At 66.1% G+C, this 17,067-nt stretch carries 15 protein-coding genes; 4 read left to right on the top strand and 11 right to left on the bottom strand.

What is annotated here, in order from left to right; all coding sequences use genetic code 11:
- Positions 1 to 9 precede the first annotated feature (9 nt).
- From G452_RS18465 to G452_RS0106685, 8 genes are all read right to left on the bottom strand, one after another.
- A complete protein-coding gene (locus G452_RS18465) occupies positions 10 to 1,254 on the bottom strand; it encodes an ABC transporter substrate-binding protein (protein WP_022661502.1) in 1,245 nt (414 codons plus the stop codon).
- 114 nt (positions 1,255 to 1,368) lie between these two features.
- Entirely contained in the window at positions 1,369 to 3,081 is a 1,713-nt protein-coding gene (gene fliD, locus G452_RS0106715) for a flagellar filament capping protein FliD (RefSeq protein WP_022661501.1), read from the bottom strand.
- Positions 3,082 to 3,090: 9 nt separating this feature from the next.
- A complete protein-coding gene (locus G452_RS0106710) occupies positions 3,091 to 4,281 on the bottom strand; it encodes a flagellin N-terminal helical domain-containing protein (RefSeq protein ID WP_022661500.1) in 1,191 nt (396 codons plus the stop codon).
- Positions 4,282 to 4,297: 16 nt separating this feature from the next.
- On the bottom strand, positions 4,298 to 6,310 hold the full coding sequence (gene flgK / locus G452_RS0106705) for a flagellar hook-associated protein FlgK (RefSeq protein WP_022661499.1): 2,013 nt from the start codon (positions 6,308 to 6,310) through the stop codon (positions 4,298 to 4,300).
- Between the two features lie 36 nt (positions 6,311 to 6,346).
- Positions 6,347 to 7,900 carry a flagellar hook protein FlgE gene (locus G452_RS0106700; RefSeq protein ID WP_022661498.1) on the bottom strand — a complete coding sequence of 518 codons (1,554 nt, stop codon included), beginning with the start codon at positions 7,898 to 7,900 and terminating at the stop codon, positions 6,347 to 6,349.
- Positions 7,901 to 7,926: 26 nt separating this feature from the next.
- Positions 7,927 to 8,589: a flagellar hook assembly protein FlgD gene (locus G452_RS0106695; RefSeq protein ID WP_022661497.1), complete on the bottom strand. Its 663-nt coding sequence runs from the start codon at positions 8,587 to 8,589 to the stop codon at positions 7,927 to 7,929.
- The gene (locus G452_RS18460; protein WP_022661496.1) at positions 8,586 to 9,155 is read right to left on the bottom strand and encodes an RNA polymerase sigma factor; all 570 of its coding nucleotides are present in this window, start codon (positions 9,153 to 9,155) and stop codon (positions 8,586 to 8,588) included. The genes G452_RS0106695 and G452_RS18460 overlap by 4 nt, the downstream gene beginning before the upstream one ends.
- A gap of 350 nt (positions 9,156 to 9,505) precedes the next feature.
- On the bottom strand, positions 9,506 to 10,363 hold the full coding sequence (locus tag G452_RS0106685; RefSeq protein ID WP_022661495.1) for a flagellin N-terminal helical domain-containing protein: 858 nt from the start codon (positions 10,361 to 10,363) through the stop codon (positions 9,506 to 9,508).
- Between the two features lie 245 nt (positions 10,364 to 10,608).
- On the opposite strand from G452_RS0106685, the gene G452_RS0106680 reads away from it, so the two are divergent.
- The 4 genes from G452_RS0106680 (at position 10,609) to G452_RS18450 (ending at position 15,489) form a co-directional block, all read left to right on the top strand.
- Positions 10,609 to 11,310 carry a response regulator transcription factor gene (locus tag G452_RS0106680; protein ID WP_022661494.1) on the top strand — a complete coding sequence of 234 codons (702 nt, stop codon included), beginning with the start codon at positions 10,609 to 10,611 and terminating at the stop codon, positions 11,308 to 11,310.
- Positions 11,311 to 11,372: 62 nt separating this feature from the next.
- On the top strand, positions 11,373 to 13,313 hold the full coding sequence (locus tag G452_RS0106675; protein WP_027189077.1) for a TonB-dependent receptor plug domain-containing protein: 1,941 nt from the start codon (positions 11,373 to 11,375) through the stop codon (positions 13,311 to 13,313).
- Positions 13,301 to 13,876 (top strand): YfiR family protein, encoded by a 576-nt coding sequence (locus G452_RS18455; protein WP_022661492.1) that lies wholly within the window; start codon positions 13,301 to 13,303, stop codon positions 13,874 to 13,876. Before G452_RS0106675 ends, G452_RS18455 begins: the two co-directional genes overlap by 13 nt.
- Complete coding sequence (locus tag G452_RS18450) at positions 13,873 to 15,489, top strand: CHASE sensor domain-containing protein (RefSeq protein WP_022661491.1); 1,617 nt, start codon at positions 13,873 to 13,875, stop codon at positions 15,487 to 15,489. The genes G452_RS18455 and G452_RS18450 overlap by 4 nt, the downstream gene beginning before the upstream one ends.
- 47 nt (positions 15,490 to 15,536) lie before the next feature.
- On the opposite strand, the gene G452_RS0106660 is transcribed toward G452_RS18450, so the two are convergent.
- The 3 genes from G452_RS0106660 to G452_RS20500 all read right to left on the bottom strand — a co-directional run bounded on the left by G452_RS0106660 (position 15,537) and on the right by G452_RS20500 (position 17,050).
- Positions 15,537 to 15,980 carry an EF-hand domain-containing protein gene (locus G452_RS0106660; RefSeq protein ID WP_022661490.1) on the bottom strand — a complete coding sequence of 148 codons (444 nt, stop codon included), beginning with the start codon at positions 15,978 to 15,980 and terminating at the stop codon, positions 15,537 to 15,539.
- Between the two features lie 101 nt (positions 15,981 to 16,081).
- Entirely contained in the window at positions 16,082 to 16,573 is a 492-nt protein-coding gene (locus tag G452_RS0106655; RefSeq protein WP_162141285.1) for a periplasmic heavy metal sensor, read from the bottom strand.
- A 12-nt stretch (positions 16,574 to 16,585) separates the two neighbouring features.
- Entirely contained in the window at positions 16,586 to 17,050 is a 465-nt protein-coding gene (locus tag G452_RS20500) for a hypothetical protein (protein ID WP_022661488.1), read from the bottom strand.
- Between the last annotated feature and the right edge of the window lie 17 nt (positions 17,051 to 17,067).

Here is a 17,067-nt window from a genome sequence, read left to right as displayed (position 1 = left end):
CCTTTTCCCCTAGCGCCGCAGGAAGGACCAGTCGGTGAACAGTTCGAAGCGGCCGTTCACCAGCCGGGTGAAATAGACCTGATCCATGCCCTGGTGGTCCTGCGGCCCGAAGGTGAAGTCCAGCCCCGGAGCGAGCCGGAAGTCCCGGATGGACTCGATGGCGTCGATGAAGCCCTCGCGGGTCAGGTTCGGCCCGGCCCGGAGCAGCCCCTCCACCAGGATGCGCGCGTTGAGGTAGCCCTCCAGTCCGGCGAAGCTCGGCGGCTCGCCGGGAAACCAGCGCCGCAGAGCCTCCACGTATTCCGAATCCACGCGCGCCTCGCTGTTCGGAGCGATGTTTCCGCTCACCGGGGGCACCACCTGGGACATGATCACCCGGCGGGGGGAGTCCGGCCCGAGCCGCCGGGCCAGTTCCTCGGCGCCGACGAAGGAAACGTTGTAGAAGACCGGGTCGAAGCCCTCCTCGCCGGCGCGCAGGATGAACCGCGCGCAGGCGCCGTAGGTGCCGACCATGACCACGGCCTGGGCTCCGGAATCGCGCACGCGCTCCAGCCCCTCTTCCACGTCCTGGGTGCCGCGGATGTAGGAACCGCGGGCAACGGGCTCCAGGCCGAAGTTCTTCAGGGCCAGCTCGGCGCCCACCAGGCCGTCGAAACCGTAGGCGTCGTACTGGTAGAAGACCGCGATGCGCGTCATTCCGAGTTCGTGAACCAGATGGCGCACGGCGGCCTCGGTTTCCTCGTAGTAGGAGGCGCGGATGTTGATGACGTAGCGGTTGAAGGGTTCCCGCAGGGCGTTTGCCCCGGTGAACATGCCCAGCAGCGGGATGCCCGCTTCGCGGATCATGGGCAGAACCTTGACCGTGGTGGGCGTGCCCACGTAGCAGAACAGGGCGAAAACGTCGCCGTCCACGATGAACTTCTGGGTGTTGGCGAGGCAGCGCGGCGGGTCGTAGGCGTCGTCCTTGGCGATGACGCGGATGCGCCTTCCGTAGACGCCGCCCTGCTCGTTGACGCCGCGCAGGTAGGCCTGCGCCCCGCGCAGGGTCTGGGTGCCGAGGTATCCGGCGTGCCCCGTGAGCGCCAGGGAGGAGCCGAGCACGATCTCGGAGTCGGACACGCCCGGCGGCCGGGCCGCCGGGTTCTGGGGCGCGCCGCCCTCCCCGCAGCCGAAAAGCAGCGCGAAGCCCAGCGCGGAAACGGAAAGCAGCGCAAGGCAGACGGCGAATCGGCGGATTCGGCGAAGAAACGGCAAACAGGCCCCCTCGGAACGCGGTGAACGGACAAGTCCGGTCCACGCTACTTCGCCCGTGGGGAAAACTCAAGCCGCACGGGCGTCCAAAGTCCCTTTGCGGGCCGCATTTCCTGCCTAATCGCTGTCCAGTTTCGAAATCAGCGAATCCAGGGTGTCGGAAAGGGCCTCATATTCGGCCAGCACCGAATCCAGGTTCGAGTACCGGCGGTTCAGACTCGTTTCCAGGGTGCTCAGGCGCACCTCCTCGTTGTCGATCTGGTCTTCGAGGGAATCGATGTTCTCGTCGCAGTAGTTCATCAGGATGGTCAGCGTGCCGGAATCGGAGTCGGTCCACTTTTCCAGCGCCTCCATGAGCTCCACGACCTTGCCCTGCTTGATGCTCAGAGAGGAGTCGTGCGCGCCTTCCGCCTGGTCCAGCACGCTCACCAGCAGGCCCTGGGCGTCCGTGCCGGACGCGCCTTCGATGTTCCAGCCGTCGATGAGCGCGTCCTCGCCGTCGATGGTGGCGGAAACCAGCACCCCGCCCTCGACCACATAGGAGATGTCGTGGTCCCCGGTTTCCGTGATCCCTTCGATCATGGAAACATAGGAGACCTGCCCGTCCTCGCAGACCGCCTCGTCCGTGGAGGCGAACAGCTCGGCCACGGACCTGGGATCCGCGTCCAGGGCCTCGGCCAGTTCGTCCTCGTCCAGCAGCAGTTGGCCGAAGGTCTCCGAATCCTCGTCCGCGTCCGTGCTTATGCCTATCTGGGAGAGCACGGAATAGGTGTCGCCGTCCGTGGAGCCGGACGCCGAGCCGGAAAGGATGCTCTTCAGCTCCGCGTAGATAATGTCCAGGGCGTAGCTCTTGACGGCCGGAGCCTCTTCTTCCTCGCCGGCGTCGTTTTCCACGTAGGTGGTCACGCGGCCCGTCACGGTCTGAATGTCCAGGATGATCTGGTTGACCGACTCCACGAAGGTTTCGACCTTCTCGGTCATGGCGTCCGTGTCGTACCCCACGGTGAGCCGCGCCGCGCCGTCCGTGACGTCGGTCAGCGTCAGGTCGAGCCCCGTGATCAGATCCTCGATCTCGTTGCCGGAACGGGTGATCCATTCGTCCGCGTCCGAGGGGTAGCCGTCCACCTTGAGCCAGGCGTCGCAAGCGGCCTGGGTGTTTTCGAAGCCGTCCGCCGAGAAGCTCAGGCTGCCGGTGTCCACGATGGAAATGACGTTGTCCGCGCCCGTGTCCACGCCGCTGAAGGTCAGCAGGTACGCGCTGCCGTTGTTGAGCAGGCTGGCCTCGATCTTGCCGTCGAAGGCCGCGCTGACCAAGTCCGCCAGTTCCTCGGCCGTGGTGCCCGAAAGCACGTCCACCCCGACCTCCACCCCGGCGTAGGAGAGCGTCAGCGTGGTGTCCTCGGCGGCGACGACATCATCCGAATTCTCGAAGGCGGTGGCCGTGTTGATCCAGATGTCGTTCTCCGCGAGCTGGCCCACCTCCAGGGTGTGCGTTCCCGAAGAGGGCACGGCGCCCGTATCGGCCACGGCGGCAACCGCATCGTCCGTGCTGGCCACGCTGAATTCCAGGAACTCCGCCACGGTGTCGAAGTCGGCGAGGATCTCCTCCAGCGCGTCGAACTCGTCCGACAGCTGGTCGAGCATGTCCACGATGTATTCCTGCTCCTCCAGCTGGGTCTGGTACTCCTCGAGAAGATAGCTCTCCGCGTCGATGGTGGCGTCGATGATCTCCGAAAAGTCCGTGCCGTTGCCCAGGCCGTCGAAGGAGATGTCCCCGGAAACGGATTCGTAGGTGGTGACTTCGCTGGATGTCGTGGAAATATACGTCATCTCGCTCCCCTAGATGTAATCGAGCAAGCTCAGGCCGATGAGGTCCGAGGTCGTGGAAAGCACGGACTTGTAGACGTACTGGGCCTGGGACAATTCCACGAGCAGCGTGGTCTCGTCCGCGTCCTCCTTGCCGCTCTTGGTTTCCGTGACCAGCTCCGAAAGGATGGTCATGCTCTCCTCGGTGTAGTTCACGCGGGTTTCGCGCGCGCCCACCCCCGCCAGACCGTCCTCCAGATTAACCTGGCAATCCTTCAGGCTCGCCAGGCACTCGGCCACGCCGTCGTGGTTTCCCGTTTCCAGGTAGGCCACGAGATCGCCGAGGGTTTCGAAGAGATTGGGCTCTTCGTAGGCTTCCCCGGACGAATCGAGGCCGCCGAAAATGTCGCTGCCCACGGTGGTGATGGCCACGTCCGTGCCCTCGCTGATGTTCAGCTCGGTGTTGCGGCCCGCCCCGACGTAGGTCATGGCCGGGCGGACCATGAAGCCCGCGCCTTCGCCCTCGCCGTCCGCGGCCGTTGCCTGGCTCCCCGGGTCAAAGGACACGGTCGCGCCGCCGAGATCGAGCGCGGTGTCCCCGGCGGCCAGGGTGGCCGAGGTCCAGGTTTCCCCGCCGTCCGTGGAGTAGCGGTAGTCCAGCTCGTCCGTGCCGATCTCGCCGGACTCGTCGAACTGGACCCAGATGGTCTCGTCGGTCCCGCCCGTGATGACGGCCGCGTTGGAGGCGGTCACCGCGCCGTCCACCATGGTCAGGCCGAGGCCCAGCTCGTAGGCGTCCGAGGTGATGTCGTTGCCGGCAAAGGCGGCCTGGCTGCCGAGCTTGGCGTTGGCCACCTCCAGGAGGTTCTGCAGGGCTTCGCGCGCCTCGATGGCGAGCATGGCGAGCTGGTCCGCGGAATATGTTCCGGTGGAGCCCTGCTCGGCCAGCTCCAGGCAGGAGGTGATCGCCTCGGAAGCGGACTGGAGCGATTCGTCCGCGAGGCTGAGCAGGTCCGAGGCCGCGCCGCAGTTGTCGATCCAGCCCTGGATGGCCGAAGCCTCGCCCCGCAGCCCCAGGATGTCGCCCATGGCCGAGGGATCGTCCGAGGCCTTGGCGACCTCCAGCAGCGAGCTGTTCTTCTCGTTCATGGCCACATAGTCGGACAGGGTCGTGGTCAGGTTCCTGATGGACATGTCGTATATCTGCGAGGTGCTGATGCGCATGGCGGTCCCTCCGGGATCAACCCATATCCAGAATGATTTCGAACATGTTGTTCGCGGCCTCGATGATCCGGGCGGCGGCCTCGTACTGCTGCTGGTACTTGGTCAGGCTGATCAGCTCCTCGTCCGTGTTCACGCTGGAAACGGACTGCTTCTGCTCCTGGTAATAGGTCCATGAGGTTTCCGCGTAGGTCTGCTTCAACTCCGCCGAGGCCACTGCGGAGCCGACCCCGGAGATGAGCGCGGAGAGGTGGTCGCCCAGGGTGGACGTGTTTCCGCCCACCTCGACCTCGGCGGAGGCCAGCTCGGAAATGGCCGTGGCCGTGTCGTTGCTGCCCGAGGAGACCGTGCCGTCGGTTTCCGCCACCTGGCAGTTCACGTGGGAGGCGTCCGTCGCCACGGCGGAGTTCAGCGCGATGTCCCCGGCGTCCGAGCCGGTGAAGTAGGTGTTCAGGCCGAGGGCGGCCAGGAGGCCCGTCTCGTCCGAGGCGATCTCGAAGGAATCCGCCGTGCCGGTCTGGATGCTCACGGTGCCGTCCGATTCCACGGTGAAGGCCAGCTCCCCTCCGAAGGCGGCGTTCAGCGCCGCGACCACGTCGTCCAGGGTGTCCGCGTCCGGGTCGATGGTCACGCCTTGCCGACTGAGCACGTTGCCGTCCGCGTCGTAGCTCACCAGGGACAGCTCCCCGGACGTGATTCTCTCCGCGTATTCCAGGCCGGACCCGGAAAGGACCGCCGAGGAATCCCCGGCGGCGCAGGTGCCGCTGAGGGCGCTTTGGTGTTCCAGGCCCGCGCCCTGGGAATGCAGCTTGTTGACCTCCCAGATCAGGGCTTCGGCCAGCTCGTCCACCTCGTCCTGAAGCGAGGCCAGGGTGTCGTCGCGGGCGATGAACAGCCCGGCGAGGCTGCCGCCGGAAATGCGCCCGCTCTTGTTCTCGCCGGAGGAGTCGGTCAGGGGCGTCAGGGTCTTGTAGGAGTCGCCCCCGTCCCGGGTCAGGTAGAGGCCGGACTTGGCCGTCGCGGTGTAGCGGTCGCCCGCGGCGTGGTCGCCCGTGCCCGAAAAGACGATCTCCACGCCGTCCACCACGGCGGGGTCCGTGGCCGAGGCCGTGTAGAGCAGCACGTTGCCGTCCCCGTCCGTCTCCCAGGTGGAGCCGCCGTCGTAGGAAACCTTGAACTGGGCCGTGCCGTCCGCGCCGCCGCTGACGAACTCCATGAGGATCTCTTCCGAGGATTCGCCGGAAAAGCTCATCTCGCCGTCCCAGGTGGAGGCGTCCGTCTGCGACTCCGTGGAGGAGGAGGAAAGATAGACCAGCTCGTTGCATTCGCCGTCCTGCAGGAGCTGCGTGCCTCCCGCGGTGTAGATGGCGACCATGCCGTTGCTGCCGTCCGAAACCGTGATGTCCATCAGCCCGGCCAGATTCTCGACAGCCAGGTTGCGCGCGTAGAGCGCGTCCAGGTCCGTGGGGTCCGCGGCCACGGCCAGGTTCAGCTCGGCGATCTGCTCCAGCAGGGAGTTGGCCTCGCCGACCTGGGCCGCGATCTCGTCCTCGATGCCGCGTTGCAGCTCGTCCAGTTCCTCGGATGTGGACCGCAATTCGTAGACCAGGGTTTCGGACACGCCGAGCAGGGCCTCGCGGGCGGACTCCGAGGAAGGATCCTCGGCGAGATCGTTCCAGGCGCTCCAGAACGCGTCCAGCGAGGCGCCCAGTCCGCTGTCCTCGTCCGTGCTGAGGATGCTTTCGGCCTGGGAAAGCAGCTCGTAGATGGCCGTGTAGGCTTCGTATTCCGAGGAGGCGTCCAGGTACTGGGCCTCTATGAAGGAGTCGATCTGGGCCTGGATGGCCACGATGTCCGCGCCCGTGCCGGCGGCCAGCCCGTTGATGGTGACGGTCGAGGAGGTGGTGGTGACGAGCTGCGTGCGCGCGTAGCCTTCGGTGTCCGCGTTGGCGATGTTGTTCGAGGCGTTGCTGACGCCGACCTGCGCATTGGACAGCGACGTGACGCCGATGTTGTAGATGTTGTTGAGCATGTCCGCGACCTCCTCCTTCCCGGCTTTGTCCTGGGGCTAGCGCTTCAGTCCGATGACCGTTTCGAGCAGGGTGTTCGCCGTGGTGATGACCTTGGAGTTGGCCTGGAACACGGACTGGGCGATGATCAGCTTGGTCATCTCCGTGGCGGTGTCCACGTTGGAGCTTTCCAGGGTGCTGGAGGCGATTTCGCCGAACCCGGCGCTGCCCGCCGTGCCGATGACCGCCTGGCCCGACTCCGTGGTGGCGGACCAGAGGTTCGAGCCTTCGGAGTACAGGCCGTTCTCGTTGGTGAAGTCCGCCAGGGCGACCACGTAAAGCTCCTCGCTCTGGCCGTTGGAATACAGGCCGCTGATGACCCCGTTCTCATCGATGATCAGGTTCTGGAGCGTGCCCGCTGCGTAGCCGTCCTGGCTCACGCTGTAGGTGGCCGAGCTGGAATCGTAGCTGGTCAGGGCGCCGGATTCCCGCGAAATCTGGCTGAACTCCGGCAGGTCGGAAACGTCCGTGGCGGCCGTGATGTCGTCCAGGGAGTCGATGCCGCCGGAGGTGTCCCAGCCCGTGCCCGTGTTGGCCAGGTCGTTGGAAAGGCCCAGGTTGAGCTCTATCTCCTGGTCCTCCCCGCCCGTGAAGTTGGCCAGGGCCAGGGGGTAGCCGTTGTCCCCGAACCCCGCGAGCACCCAGTTGGACTCGTCCGTCAGGTCCGCCGCGTTGGTCAGGGTCTCGTCCAGGGTGAAGGCGGTCATGGAGGTCAGCTGCCCGCCGGTGCTGAAGGTCAGCGTTCCGGCCATGAGCAGGCCCGCGGCCTCGGTGCCGCCCACGTCCACGCCGTCCACCACGCGCTGGTCCTCGTCCGGGTCGCAGGTCAGGGTGTATTCGTAGACCAGCTCCCCGCTGTCGTTGGTTCCGGCCGCGTCCAGGGTCAGCGTCAGGGCGTGGGCCGTGCCGTTCTCGTCGTAGACGGTGATCGAGGTCTCGTAGGCGGAGAGCGACTCGGCCAGGGGCGTGTCCGCCGTGCCGTCGTAGGCGTTGAACAGCGCGGTGTAGGCGTTGGAGGCCACGCAATTGTCCTCGCTGTCCGAGTCGATGTTCATGGACGGGAAGGAGATTTCCGTGGTGGCGCTCGGCGCGGACTGGGATTCCAGGATCTGGATGTCCGTGAGCACGCCCGTGGCGTCGCCGTCGCTGTCCGCGACCCAGCCCTGGACGATGTTGCCGCTGGAGTCGCAGAGGTAGCCGTTCTCGTCGAGCTCGAAGTCTCCCGCGCGGGTGTAGTAGGTGTCCCCGGTGTCCGGATCGACCACGATGAAGAAGCCGTCGCCGTCGATGGCCATGTCCGTGACCGAGCTGGAATCCTCGTAGGAGCCCTGCTCGAAGTTCACGTCCACGCTGGAGACGGTCACGCCGTGACCGATCTGGTCCGTGGAGCCGCCCGTGGACAGGCTGGAGTAGAACACGTCCTCGAAATTCGTGGACGAGGACTTGAAGCCCGTGGTGCTGGCGTTGGCCAGGTTGTTGCTAATGACGGAAACGGCCTGACTCTGCGCGCCCAGACCGCTCACGCCAGCATACATGGAACCGGTGATGCTCATGTCGTGCTCCTCGATATTCGTCCCGGTCAGAACGAGACACTGGTGATGTCGGAAAGGGCCACCGTGCGGCCGTCGGCAAGGGTCAGCTCCACGCCGGAAGAGGTGGTTTCCACGCCGCTGACCACGCCGCTGATGGTCGTGCTCACGTCCACGCTCGCGCCGTCCTCGTCCTCGGCGGAAAAGGCCACGGTGTACTCGCCGTCGTCCGCGACGACGCCCGCTGCGTTCGTTCCGTCCCAGGCAAAGGTGTAGGAGCCGGAATCCAGCTCGCCGAGCAGGACCGAGCTGACGATGCTTCCGTCCGAGCCGTAGACGTTGGCCGTGACCGAGGAGGCGTCGTCTGCGAGGATGAAGGTCATGGTCTCGGCCTCGCCGTCCTCCAGGGTGATGCTGTCTCCCTCGGCCTCCACCGTGGCGCCGAGGTAGAACAGGGCCGTGGTCGAGGTCTGCTGGCCGACGGCTTCGAGCACGTCGTCCATGCCGGAGGAGATGCTCGTCAGCTGCTCCAGCGAGGAAAGCTGGGCGAGCTGCGCCACGTATTCGGTGTTGTCCATGGGATCGAGCGGATCCTGGTATTCGATCTCCGTAAGCAGAAGCTGGAGAAAGGCGTCCGAGTCCAGGGTCGAGCTGCTGCCGTCCGCGACCGTCGTGGTGTTCGTCGTGCTGCTGATGATGGCTTCCAGGCTCATGAGAACCGCCTCCCCGAATTGATCCGTTCGTTGAATCCGGCGTCCAGCCGCATCCGGCGGCGCAGACGCTTGAGCGCCTGGTGCTTGATGCTCCGGGCCGTGCGCGGCTCGATGCCGAGGCGCTCGCCGATTTCAGCGGCTTCCAGGCCCTCGCAGAAATAGAGATCCAGAACCTCGCGCTGGCGGTCCGTGAGCACGCCCGGCGGGATGGGCAGCGGCTCCAGCGCCGCGTCGAAATCCTCGTCCACGGCGAGCAGCTCCACGTCGAGGTCCACCGTTTCCCGGCTCTTGCGCAGATGATCGATGGCCGTGGTGCGGGCGATGAGTCCGAGCCAGGTGGGCATGGAGCTGCGCAGGGCATCGTGCCGAAGCGCATATCCGTTCCTGATGATCTTGCAGGCCGCTTCCTGAAAGACCTCGTCTATTTCGTTTTGGGAGTAGCTGCGACCGACCGATCTATAAAAAGAAGCTATGCAGCGCCTTATATGATCGGTGTACTTCTCGAAAAGCGCCGTATCTGCACTCTTCGTCTTCCAATACAATTCGTTTTTGGCGATCTGTTGCATTGCGCCCTCCTGACAGGAAGACAGAAGCAACCTTGATTCCGATGCATGTTAATGGATAGTTAAAGAAAATTTGCTTTCGTTCACTTGTATTCGCTGTTCACAAAGCTAAGACAAAGCTTTGCATGTCAACATCAAGCTGCATTCGTCGATCTTGATGAAAAAACAGCTTCAACGGCCTGATTCGGGCCATGTCTTGCTGCGGTTTTGCGCGGGGGAAAAATCTTCCCTGGCCGGGGAAGGCAGGAATTTCCCGCCGGGCAAAAAGGAGAGGCCCGGGGGAAGCCGGGCCTCTGGTGACTAAGGAGTCGCGGCGGTTGGCTTGGGGAAGCCCGCCGCGGAGCGTCCGGGAGCTAGCCGCCGATGAGCGAGAGCGCCATCTGCGGCAGGGAGTTGGCCTGGGAGAGCATGGCCACTGCCGACTGGGTGATGATCTGCTGCTTGGTGTAGTTGGTCATCTCCGTGGCCACGTCCACGTCGGAGATGCGGGACTCGGCGGCTTGCAGGTTCTCGGCCTGGATCTCCAGGTTGGTGATGGTGGCGGAGAGGCGGTTTTCCATGGCGCCCAGATTGGCGCGGATGTTGTCCTTGGAGGTGATGGCCGCGTCCAGGGCTTCCAGGGCGGCCTGGGCCTGGGCCTGGGTGGAGACGGTGTACCCGGCATTCTTGGTGCTGGAGTTGCCGATGCCCAGGGCGGAGGCGGTGCAGTTGCCGATGACCACGGCGTACTTGTCCTCGGCGGAGTCGTTGCCCGTGCCGAAATGCACGGTCAGCCCGTCTGCGGAAAGGTTGCCGTTGAGCAGGTAGATGCCGTTGAAGTCCGTGGAGTAGGCGATCCGGGTGATTTCCGAGGCCATGGCCTGGTATTCCGAATCGATGATCATGCGCTGCGACGAGGTGTACGTGCCCGTGGCGGCCTGCTCGGCGAGTTCCTTCATGCGGATGAGCTTCTCGTCGACCACCGAGAGGGAGCCGTCCGCGGTCTGGATCATGGAGATGCCGTCGTTGGCGTTGCGCACGCCCTGGCTGAGGGTGGAGATGTCCGAGCGCATCAGCTCGCGCACCGCGAGCCCCGCCGCGTCGTCCGAGGCGGAGTTGATGCGCAGGCCCGAGGAGAGCTTCTCGGTCGAGGAACTCAGCGCGCTGTAAGCATCCGTAAGATACCGCGACGCCGAGTTGGCCATGAGGTTGTTGTTGACTACCAGAGACATGTCGTCCTCCTTGATGATGTATGCATCCTTGCATTCGAGTCTTCCGCATCCGACGGAAGTCCCTTCTGCCCACGTATACGCAGCAGGAGGTCGCTGCGTTCATGGGGGATACATGTTGCACCCGAGGGCGAAACGGTTCTCCTCTCTTTGTCTCAATGATTCTTAATGTTGATTGAGACTAATTGAGGGTGTTTTTGTTTTTACAGCACTGCGAAACGTATATGTTGACTGAAAAAGGGAATGGTATGGACCGCATTCTGATCATCGACGACGACACGGAACTCTGCGGACTGCTTGAGAATTACCTCAAGTCCGAAGGCTTCAGCCTGGACATGGCCCACACTGCGGCCGCAGGACTGCGCAAACTGCGCCGCGAGGAGTACGCGCTGGCCGTGCTGGACGTGATGCTTCCGGACCAGAACGGCTTCGACGTGCTGACCAAGATCCGCACGGAGTCCTCCCTGCCCGTGATCATGCTCACCGGACGCAGCGAGGAGATCGACCGGGTCGTGGGTCTGGAAATGGGCGCGGACGACTACGTGCCCAAGCCCTTCCCCCTGCGCGAGCTGGTGGCGCGCATCCGCGCGGTCCTGCGCCGCAGCGTGCGCACGTCCGAAACGGCGGGAGGCAAATCCAGACCCGCCGAGAGGCTCAGCCTGGGCACGCTGGAGCTGGTGCCCGGAGCCCAGAGCGCCGTGCTCGACGGCTGCCCCCTGCGCCTCACCGCCGCCGAGTTCTGCATCCTGGAGCTGCTGCTCCAGAGCGCGGGCATGGTCGTGGAACGCGAGGCGCTCATGAGCCGCGCCCTGGGCCGGGGTCCGGATTTCGACGACTACGTGCTCAACGTGCACATGAGCAATCTGCGCAAGAAGCTCGGCGAGGCCGTCAGCATCAAGACCATCCGGGGCCGGGGCTACCTGCTCGCCCTGCCGGAGGAGGTGCGGTGAGGCCGGAGCCGCCCCGCCTCTTTCCCCTTGCCCGCTTTCCTGCGGTCCCGCTTGCGTGCGGCTTGCTTCTGGCCTTTCTGCTTCTGGCCTGTCTGCTTCTGGCCGCCCCGTCCGCACGGGCGGAGGATTCTTCCTGCGACGACCTGGACCTCGAAGATCTTCTTCAGGTGGAGGTCGTCTCGGCCATGCGCCGCCCGGAACCGCTGAACAGGGTGGCCGCCGCCGTGAGCGTGTTCGACGAGGAGGACATCCGCCGTTCCGGCGCGCTTTCCGTCCCGGACGTGCTCCGGCTCGTGCCGGGCCTGCACGTCTCCCACACGGACGCGGACAAATGGGCCGTGGGCGCCCGAGGCTTCAACGGGATGCTCTCGAACAACCTTCTCGTGCTCCTGGACGGCCGCCCCGTGACCTCCCCCACCTACTCCGGCGTGTTCTGGTCCAGCCTGGACATCCCCCTGGACGACATCGCCCGCATCGAGGTCGTGCGCGGGCCGGGCACCAGCCTCTGGGGCCTGGACTCCTTCAACGGCGTGGTCAGCATCGTGACCAAGCGCGCCTCGGAAACCCAGGGCGTGCACGGGGTCAGCAGCGTGGGCAGCAACGGCGACGCCGGGCAGACGCTGCGCCTGGGCGGGTCCGGGCAAGGAGGGGCGACGGACGGCAACGCCACAGCCGACGCGGCCAGCGATCTGGCCTGGCGCGTGGGAATGGGCGGGAGCTACGTGGACGGCAGCGGCTTCACCCGGCCCGGCCCCGGCCCCGGACAGGGCGGCTCCCGCCAATGGCGGCGGGCCTCGGCGTCCGCCCGCGCGGACTGGACCGGCGCGCCCACGGACGAATACTCGATCCAGGCCGCGTACACCGCCTCGGCCGTGGAGGAACACTTCGGGGCGCTGAACCAGGACGGATTCACCCAGACCAGAGAGAACGACAGCGGCTACGCCCAGTTCGTCTGGGACCGGGCCACGGGACTCAATTCGGGCTGGAAGGTCCGCAGCTCCTACACCAGCGCCCTGGAAACCCTCGGCGGCCTGGAAGCCAGGGTCCACGTTCTGGACGCGGAGGCGCAGCACCTGGCCTCCCCCCTGGGCGTCCACAGCCTGATGTGGGGGGCGGGAGTCCGGCACATCTGGGACGAGGTCGAGAGCGGCGACTTCATCAGCACGGACGAGCCGTCCCTTTCCGCCACGCAGTGGAGCGCCTTCGGCCAGGACCAGATCGGCCTGCTGGACGACCGGCTCCAGCTCGTGTTCGGACTCAAGCTGGACGGCTCCGGCGCGGGCCTGGAACTTCAGCCCACGGTGCGCATGAGCTGGCGCCTCGGCGAGGACGTACTCTGGGCCGCGCTGTCCCGGTCGGTGCGTTCCCCGGAAAACTGGCGGCGCGGCGGCAACTACGAAGTCCGCTACGACGGACGCAACATCCGCGTGCACGAATCCGAGGATCTCCGGTCCGAGGAACTCGTGACCTGGGAGGCGGGCTGGCGCAGCGGACTGGCAGCGGACCTCGACCTGGACATCTCCCTCTTCTACAACGATTATCACGATCTCGTCGGGATCGACCTCTCCAACGCCGCCACGGAAGCCACCCTGGCCAACGTGCTCGACGGCCACACCTGGGGCATGGAGGCGGCCCTGGAATGGAACGCCCTGTCCTTTCTGACCCTGCGCCCCTCCCTGGCCTGGATCGCCCAGGACTTCAACGGCGGCTGGGTCGAGCCGCGCGGGGACAACCAGGTTCTCGACGACGAATCCCTGGAGGCGCGGCTTCAGGCCCTGACCCGGCTCAGCTCCAGCCTGAACCTGGACGCCACGCTCTATTACCAGGACGACCCGCCCGGCCCCCCCTCCGAAGGCTTCAACCTGGACGCGGCCCTTTCCTGGCGCATATCCGAAAACCTGCGCCTGGCGCTGATCGGCAAGAACCTTCTGGGCGCGCAGGAGGGCTTCGGCCTGCTTGAGGAAGACTCGTCGGCCACGCTGAGGGTCACATGGGATTTCTGAGCAAGAGTCTGGTCGCCGTCCTGCTCGCGCTGCTCTGCTGCGCTCCGGCCTGGGCCGGTCCTGCCATGGCTCCCGAACAGCTTCGGGCGCTCTTTCTCCAGCGCATCGTCAAGTACGTGCATTGGCCCGAGGCGGCCCGGCCCGCTCCGGGCCGGCCCTTTGTCATCGCCGCGGCAAACCCGGCTCCCCTGCGCCCCTGGTTTCGGGACGCGGACCCCGCCCGCTTCCGGCTCGTGGCCTGGCCCGCCGAAGACTGCCAGGTGCTCTACCTGAACACCGATAACCCCCGCGAGGCCGCGGCCGTCCTGCAACAAATCGGCGGTCGGCCCGTGCTCACCGTGGGCGAAAACAGCGCCTTCGCGGACCTGGGAGGCATCATCAGCTTCATTCCGTCGGGCAGCCGCCTGCGCCTGCTGGCCAATCCCGCGGCCGCCTCGCGCGCGGGCCTCGGACTGAGCGCCCGGCTGCTGGAGCTGGCCATCGTGCGCGGGGCCGAGCACGGCGCGAACCAGCGGGCGGAGGTCGAGGCCACGGCGGACGCCGGACCGGAGGCCCGGCCATGAACCGCTTCGCGCGCATGCCCCTGGGCCGCAAGCTGGGCGCGGTCGTCCTCGGCGTGACCGGCCTGGCCCTGATCCTGGCCCTGGCCCTGAACACGCTCTTCCAGATGCACGGCTACCGCACCGACACGCTCCAGAAAACCCAGGCCCTGGCAGAGATCATGGCCGCGTCCACGGCGGCGGCCCTGGACTTCCACGACCCGCAGACCGCCTCGGAAAATCTCGCGGCCCTGCGCCTCGTGCCCCACATCACCTGGGCTGCGGTGCGCGACTCCGAAGGCGCGCTCTTCGCCTCCTACGGGACGCTCCCCCCGGAAATCCGCGCGCCCGGCAAGGCAGAGAATCCGCCCCTTTCGGACGGACACGAGCTGTCCTTTTCCGATCTCCTGGTCCGCCGCGTGATCCGCTCCGGCCGGGAAAGTTCCGGCCAGTTGACCCTCGGATGCAGCCTGGACGGCCAGTGGTCGATCCTGGCAAGGCAGCTCGCCGTTTCCGTGCCCATCCTCCTGGCCGCCCTGGGCCTGAGCACGCTGCTGATCCGCTTTTTCCAGCGGCGCATCACCACGCCCCTGCAACGGCTGCACGGAGCCATGAACGCCATCGCCGACGGCAAGGACTATTCCGAGCGGGTGCGCTACGCCGCGGACGACGAGATCGGCGCGCTGGTGGGCATGTTCAACGCCATGCTCGAAGAGGTGGAAAAGCGCGACCAGTGGCTGCGCTCGCACCGCGAGCTTCTGGAGCAGATGGTGGCCACGCGCACGCATCAGCTGGAGGCCAAGCGCGCCGAACTGGCCGTGAAGAACCGCCGCCTGGCCGAGGAGGTCCGCGTGCGGCGCGAGGCGGAGATGATCCGCGAGGAGGTCGAGCGCATCAACAGCCACGACCTGAAATCCTCGCTCAACCTCGTGATCGGCTATCCGGAGCTGATGCTGCGCCTGGGCGGGCTCACGGACGAGCACCGGGAATGCCTGCACCGCATCGAGGCGGCGGGCTACCGCATGCTGGACATGATCCGGCACCAGCTCGACCTCTTCAAGATGGAAAAGGGCATCTACCGCCTGCGGGCCGGGCGCGTGGACGCGGTGCAGCTGCTCTGCGGGCTGGAGGACGAGCTGCGCCCCCTGCTGCTCCAGCGCAAGGTGCGCCTGGGCATGCGCCTGGACGGACGCGAGGTCCAGGGCACGGAGCAATTGTTGCTGGAAGGCGAGGAAGGGCTGCTCTGCACCATGTTCCGGAACCTGCTGGTCAACGGCATCGAGGCATCCCGGCCCGGCGACGCGGTGGAGGTCCATATCCGGCGGGGAACGCGCACGCGCATCTCCATCCGCAACGCCCTTCCCGTGCCCGCGCCCGTGCGCAGCCGCTTTTTCGAAAAGTACGTCACCCACGGCAAGGAGGACGGCACCGGACTGGGCACGTACTCCGCCGCGCTCATCGCCCGGACGCACGGGGCGACCATCACCGTGCGTACCGGGGACCGGCGCGGCACCGTGATCACCGTCGCCTTCCCCGCCAACGAGTCCGCCCCTCCCCGAAACGCCCGCCCGCCCGAAACCGCGTCTGCGGACGCTTCGACGACGGACGGCGGATCGACGCGAAAAAAGGGCGGCTGACGGGGTTTCTCCCCATCGCCGCCCGCATCAAGGCCATCCTCCCCTGCTTACTGCCGGGGGGGCATGTCGCCGGGACCGCCGCGACCCGCCGGAACAAACTCGAACCGCGCCTTCAGCGCCTGCTCGTATTCCTCCACGCTGACCACGCCGTCATTGTTCTTGTCCATGGCGCGGTACCGCTTTTCCAGCATGGCCTCGCGGCGACGCTCCTCAAGATCGCGCAATTCCTTGATACTGACCTTGCCGTTCTTGTCCGTGTCGATTTCCGTGGCCTGCCGGGCCGCGTAGGCGCTGATCTCGTCCTGGCTGATCCGACCGTCGCTGTCCGCGTCGATCTTCTCCACGGCGATGCCGGGCCCGAAACCAGGACCGTGTCCGCCGGGTCCTTCCGGCCCGCCCTGCCCCGCCAAGGCCGCCGGAGCCAACAGGAACAGACCCGTCGCCAAGATCAGCGGCAGCATGGCCGCGCCGACACGTTTTCCAATTCTCATTTCGTTTTCCTCCGCGTTGGTTCTGCGCTGCGCGCAATGTGTTTCATGGAGTCGAACGCGCAAAAAAAGACGCCCCGTCGGTCGGGGCGTCTCAAGTATGCTTAATCCTGGGGCGGCGGAGGAGGAAACTTGCCTTTGAAATTCTTCGGCGGCGGCGGAAGCTTGAGCAGCTCGGCCACGTTCGCCCTGCCCTGCGCGTCCAGCCTGCCCACGAGGTCCGCCACGGTATGCTGGTGCGCGACGATCAAATCCATCTGCCGCGCGGAATACTCGTCCAGGACCGCGCGCAGGCGGTCCGGATCGAACGGCTCGGCCCGCATGGCTGCGGCCACCTGCTTCTGCGTCGTGAAGAGACGCGTCATGGCGGTCCGCACCTCGCCTTCGTGAACATCCAGAACGGAGCGGATCAAGGGCCTGCTGTCTTCGGGCAGCACGGCGGAAATCTGGTGCGGGTTGGGCAGCCCGACAAAAGGATTCGGCGGATGGAAGGGGTGCCGCAGCAGCCCGGCGATGAAGTATCCTCCCAGGAGCAGGTTCACGGCCAGGGAGCCGATCAGCAGATAGCCTGTCAGAGTGCGACGTTTTTCGGCCATGTCCATCCCGCCTCAATAGCTTTGATAGATTGAGGCGATGTAGGCTCCGGGCCAATACTCGCCGTTGGCCGCCGCGGTCGCGTCCGGATTGCCGCCGAACGCCCCCAGGGCCGCGCCGCAGAGGAAGGACGCGGCCAGCACCGTCGCGGCCATGCGTCTTGCCGGAAGGCCGGGGACGATCTCGCCGAAAAGGTCGGCGATCCGGTCGCGCCAGGGCAGCAGCCTGAAGCGCGGAGCGCTCCGGCGCGGCCGCGCCGACAGCACCGCGGTCCGCAGTTCCGGGCTCGGCTCCGTTTCCGGAGAGGCGTCCAGGAGCAGATCAAGCCTCAGGGCCTGCTCCCGGAGCTGTTGCGCGTCGGGCAGCGACTCGAGCAGCGCCAGAGCCGCGGCGCGCTCCGCTTCGGGCCAGCGGCTGGGGTTCCCGCCGTAGGCTTCCAGGATTCTGGCCAACCTGTTTCTGGTCATCGGTCCGTTCATGGCTCCCTCCATATCGT

The organism is Paucidesulfovibrio longus DSM 6739 (assembly GCF_000420485.1).
GTDB classification, from domain to species: Bacteria; Desulfobacterota; Desulfovibrionia; order Desulfovibrionales; family Desulfovibrionaceae; genus Paucidesulfovibrio; species Paucidesulfovibrio longus.
This window is presented reverse-complemented; position numbering and strand designations above follow the sequence as displayed.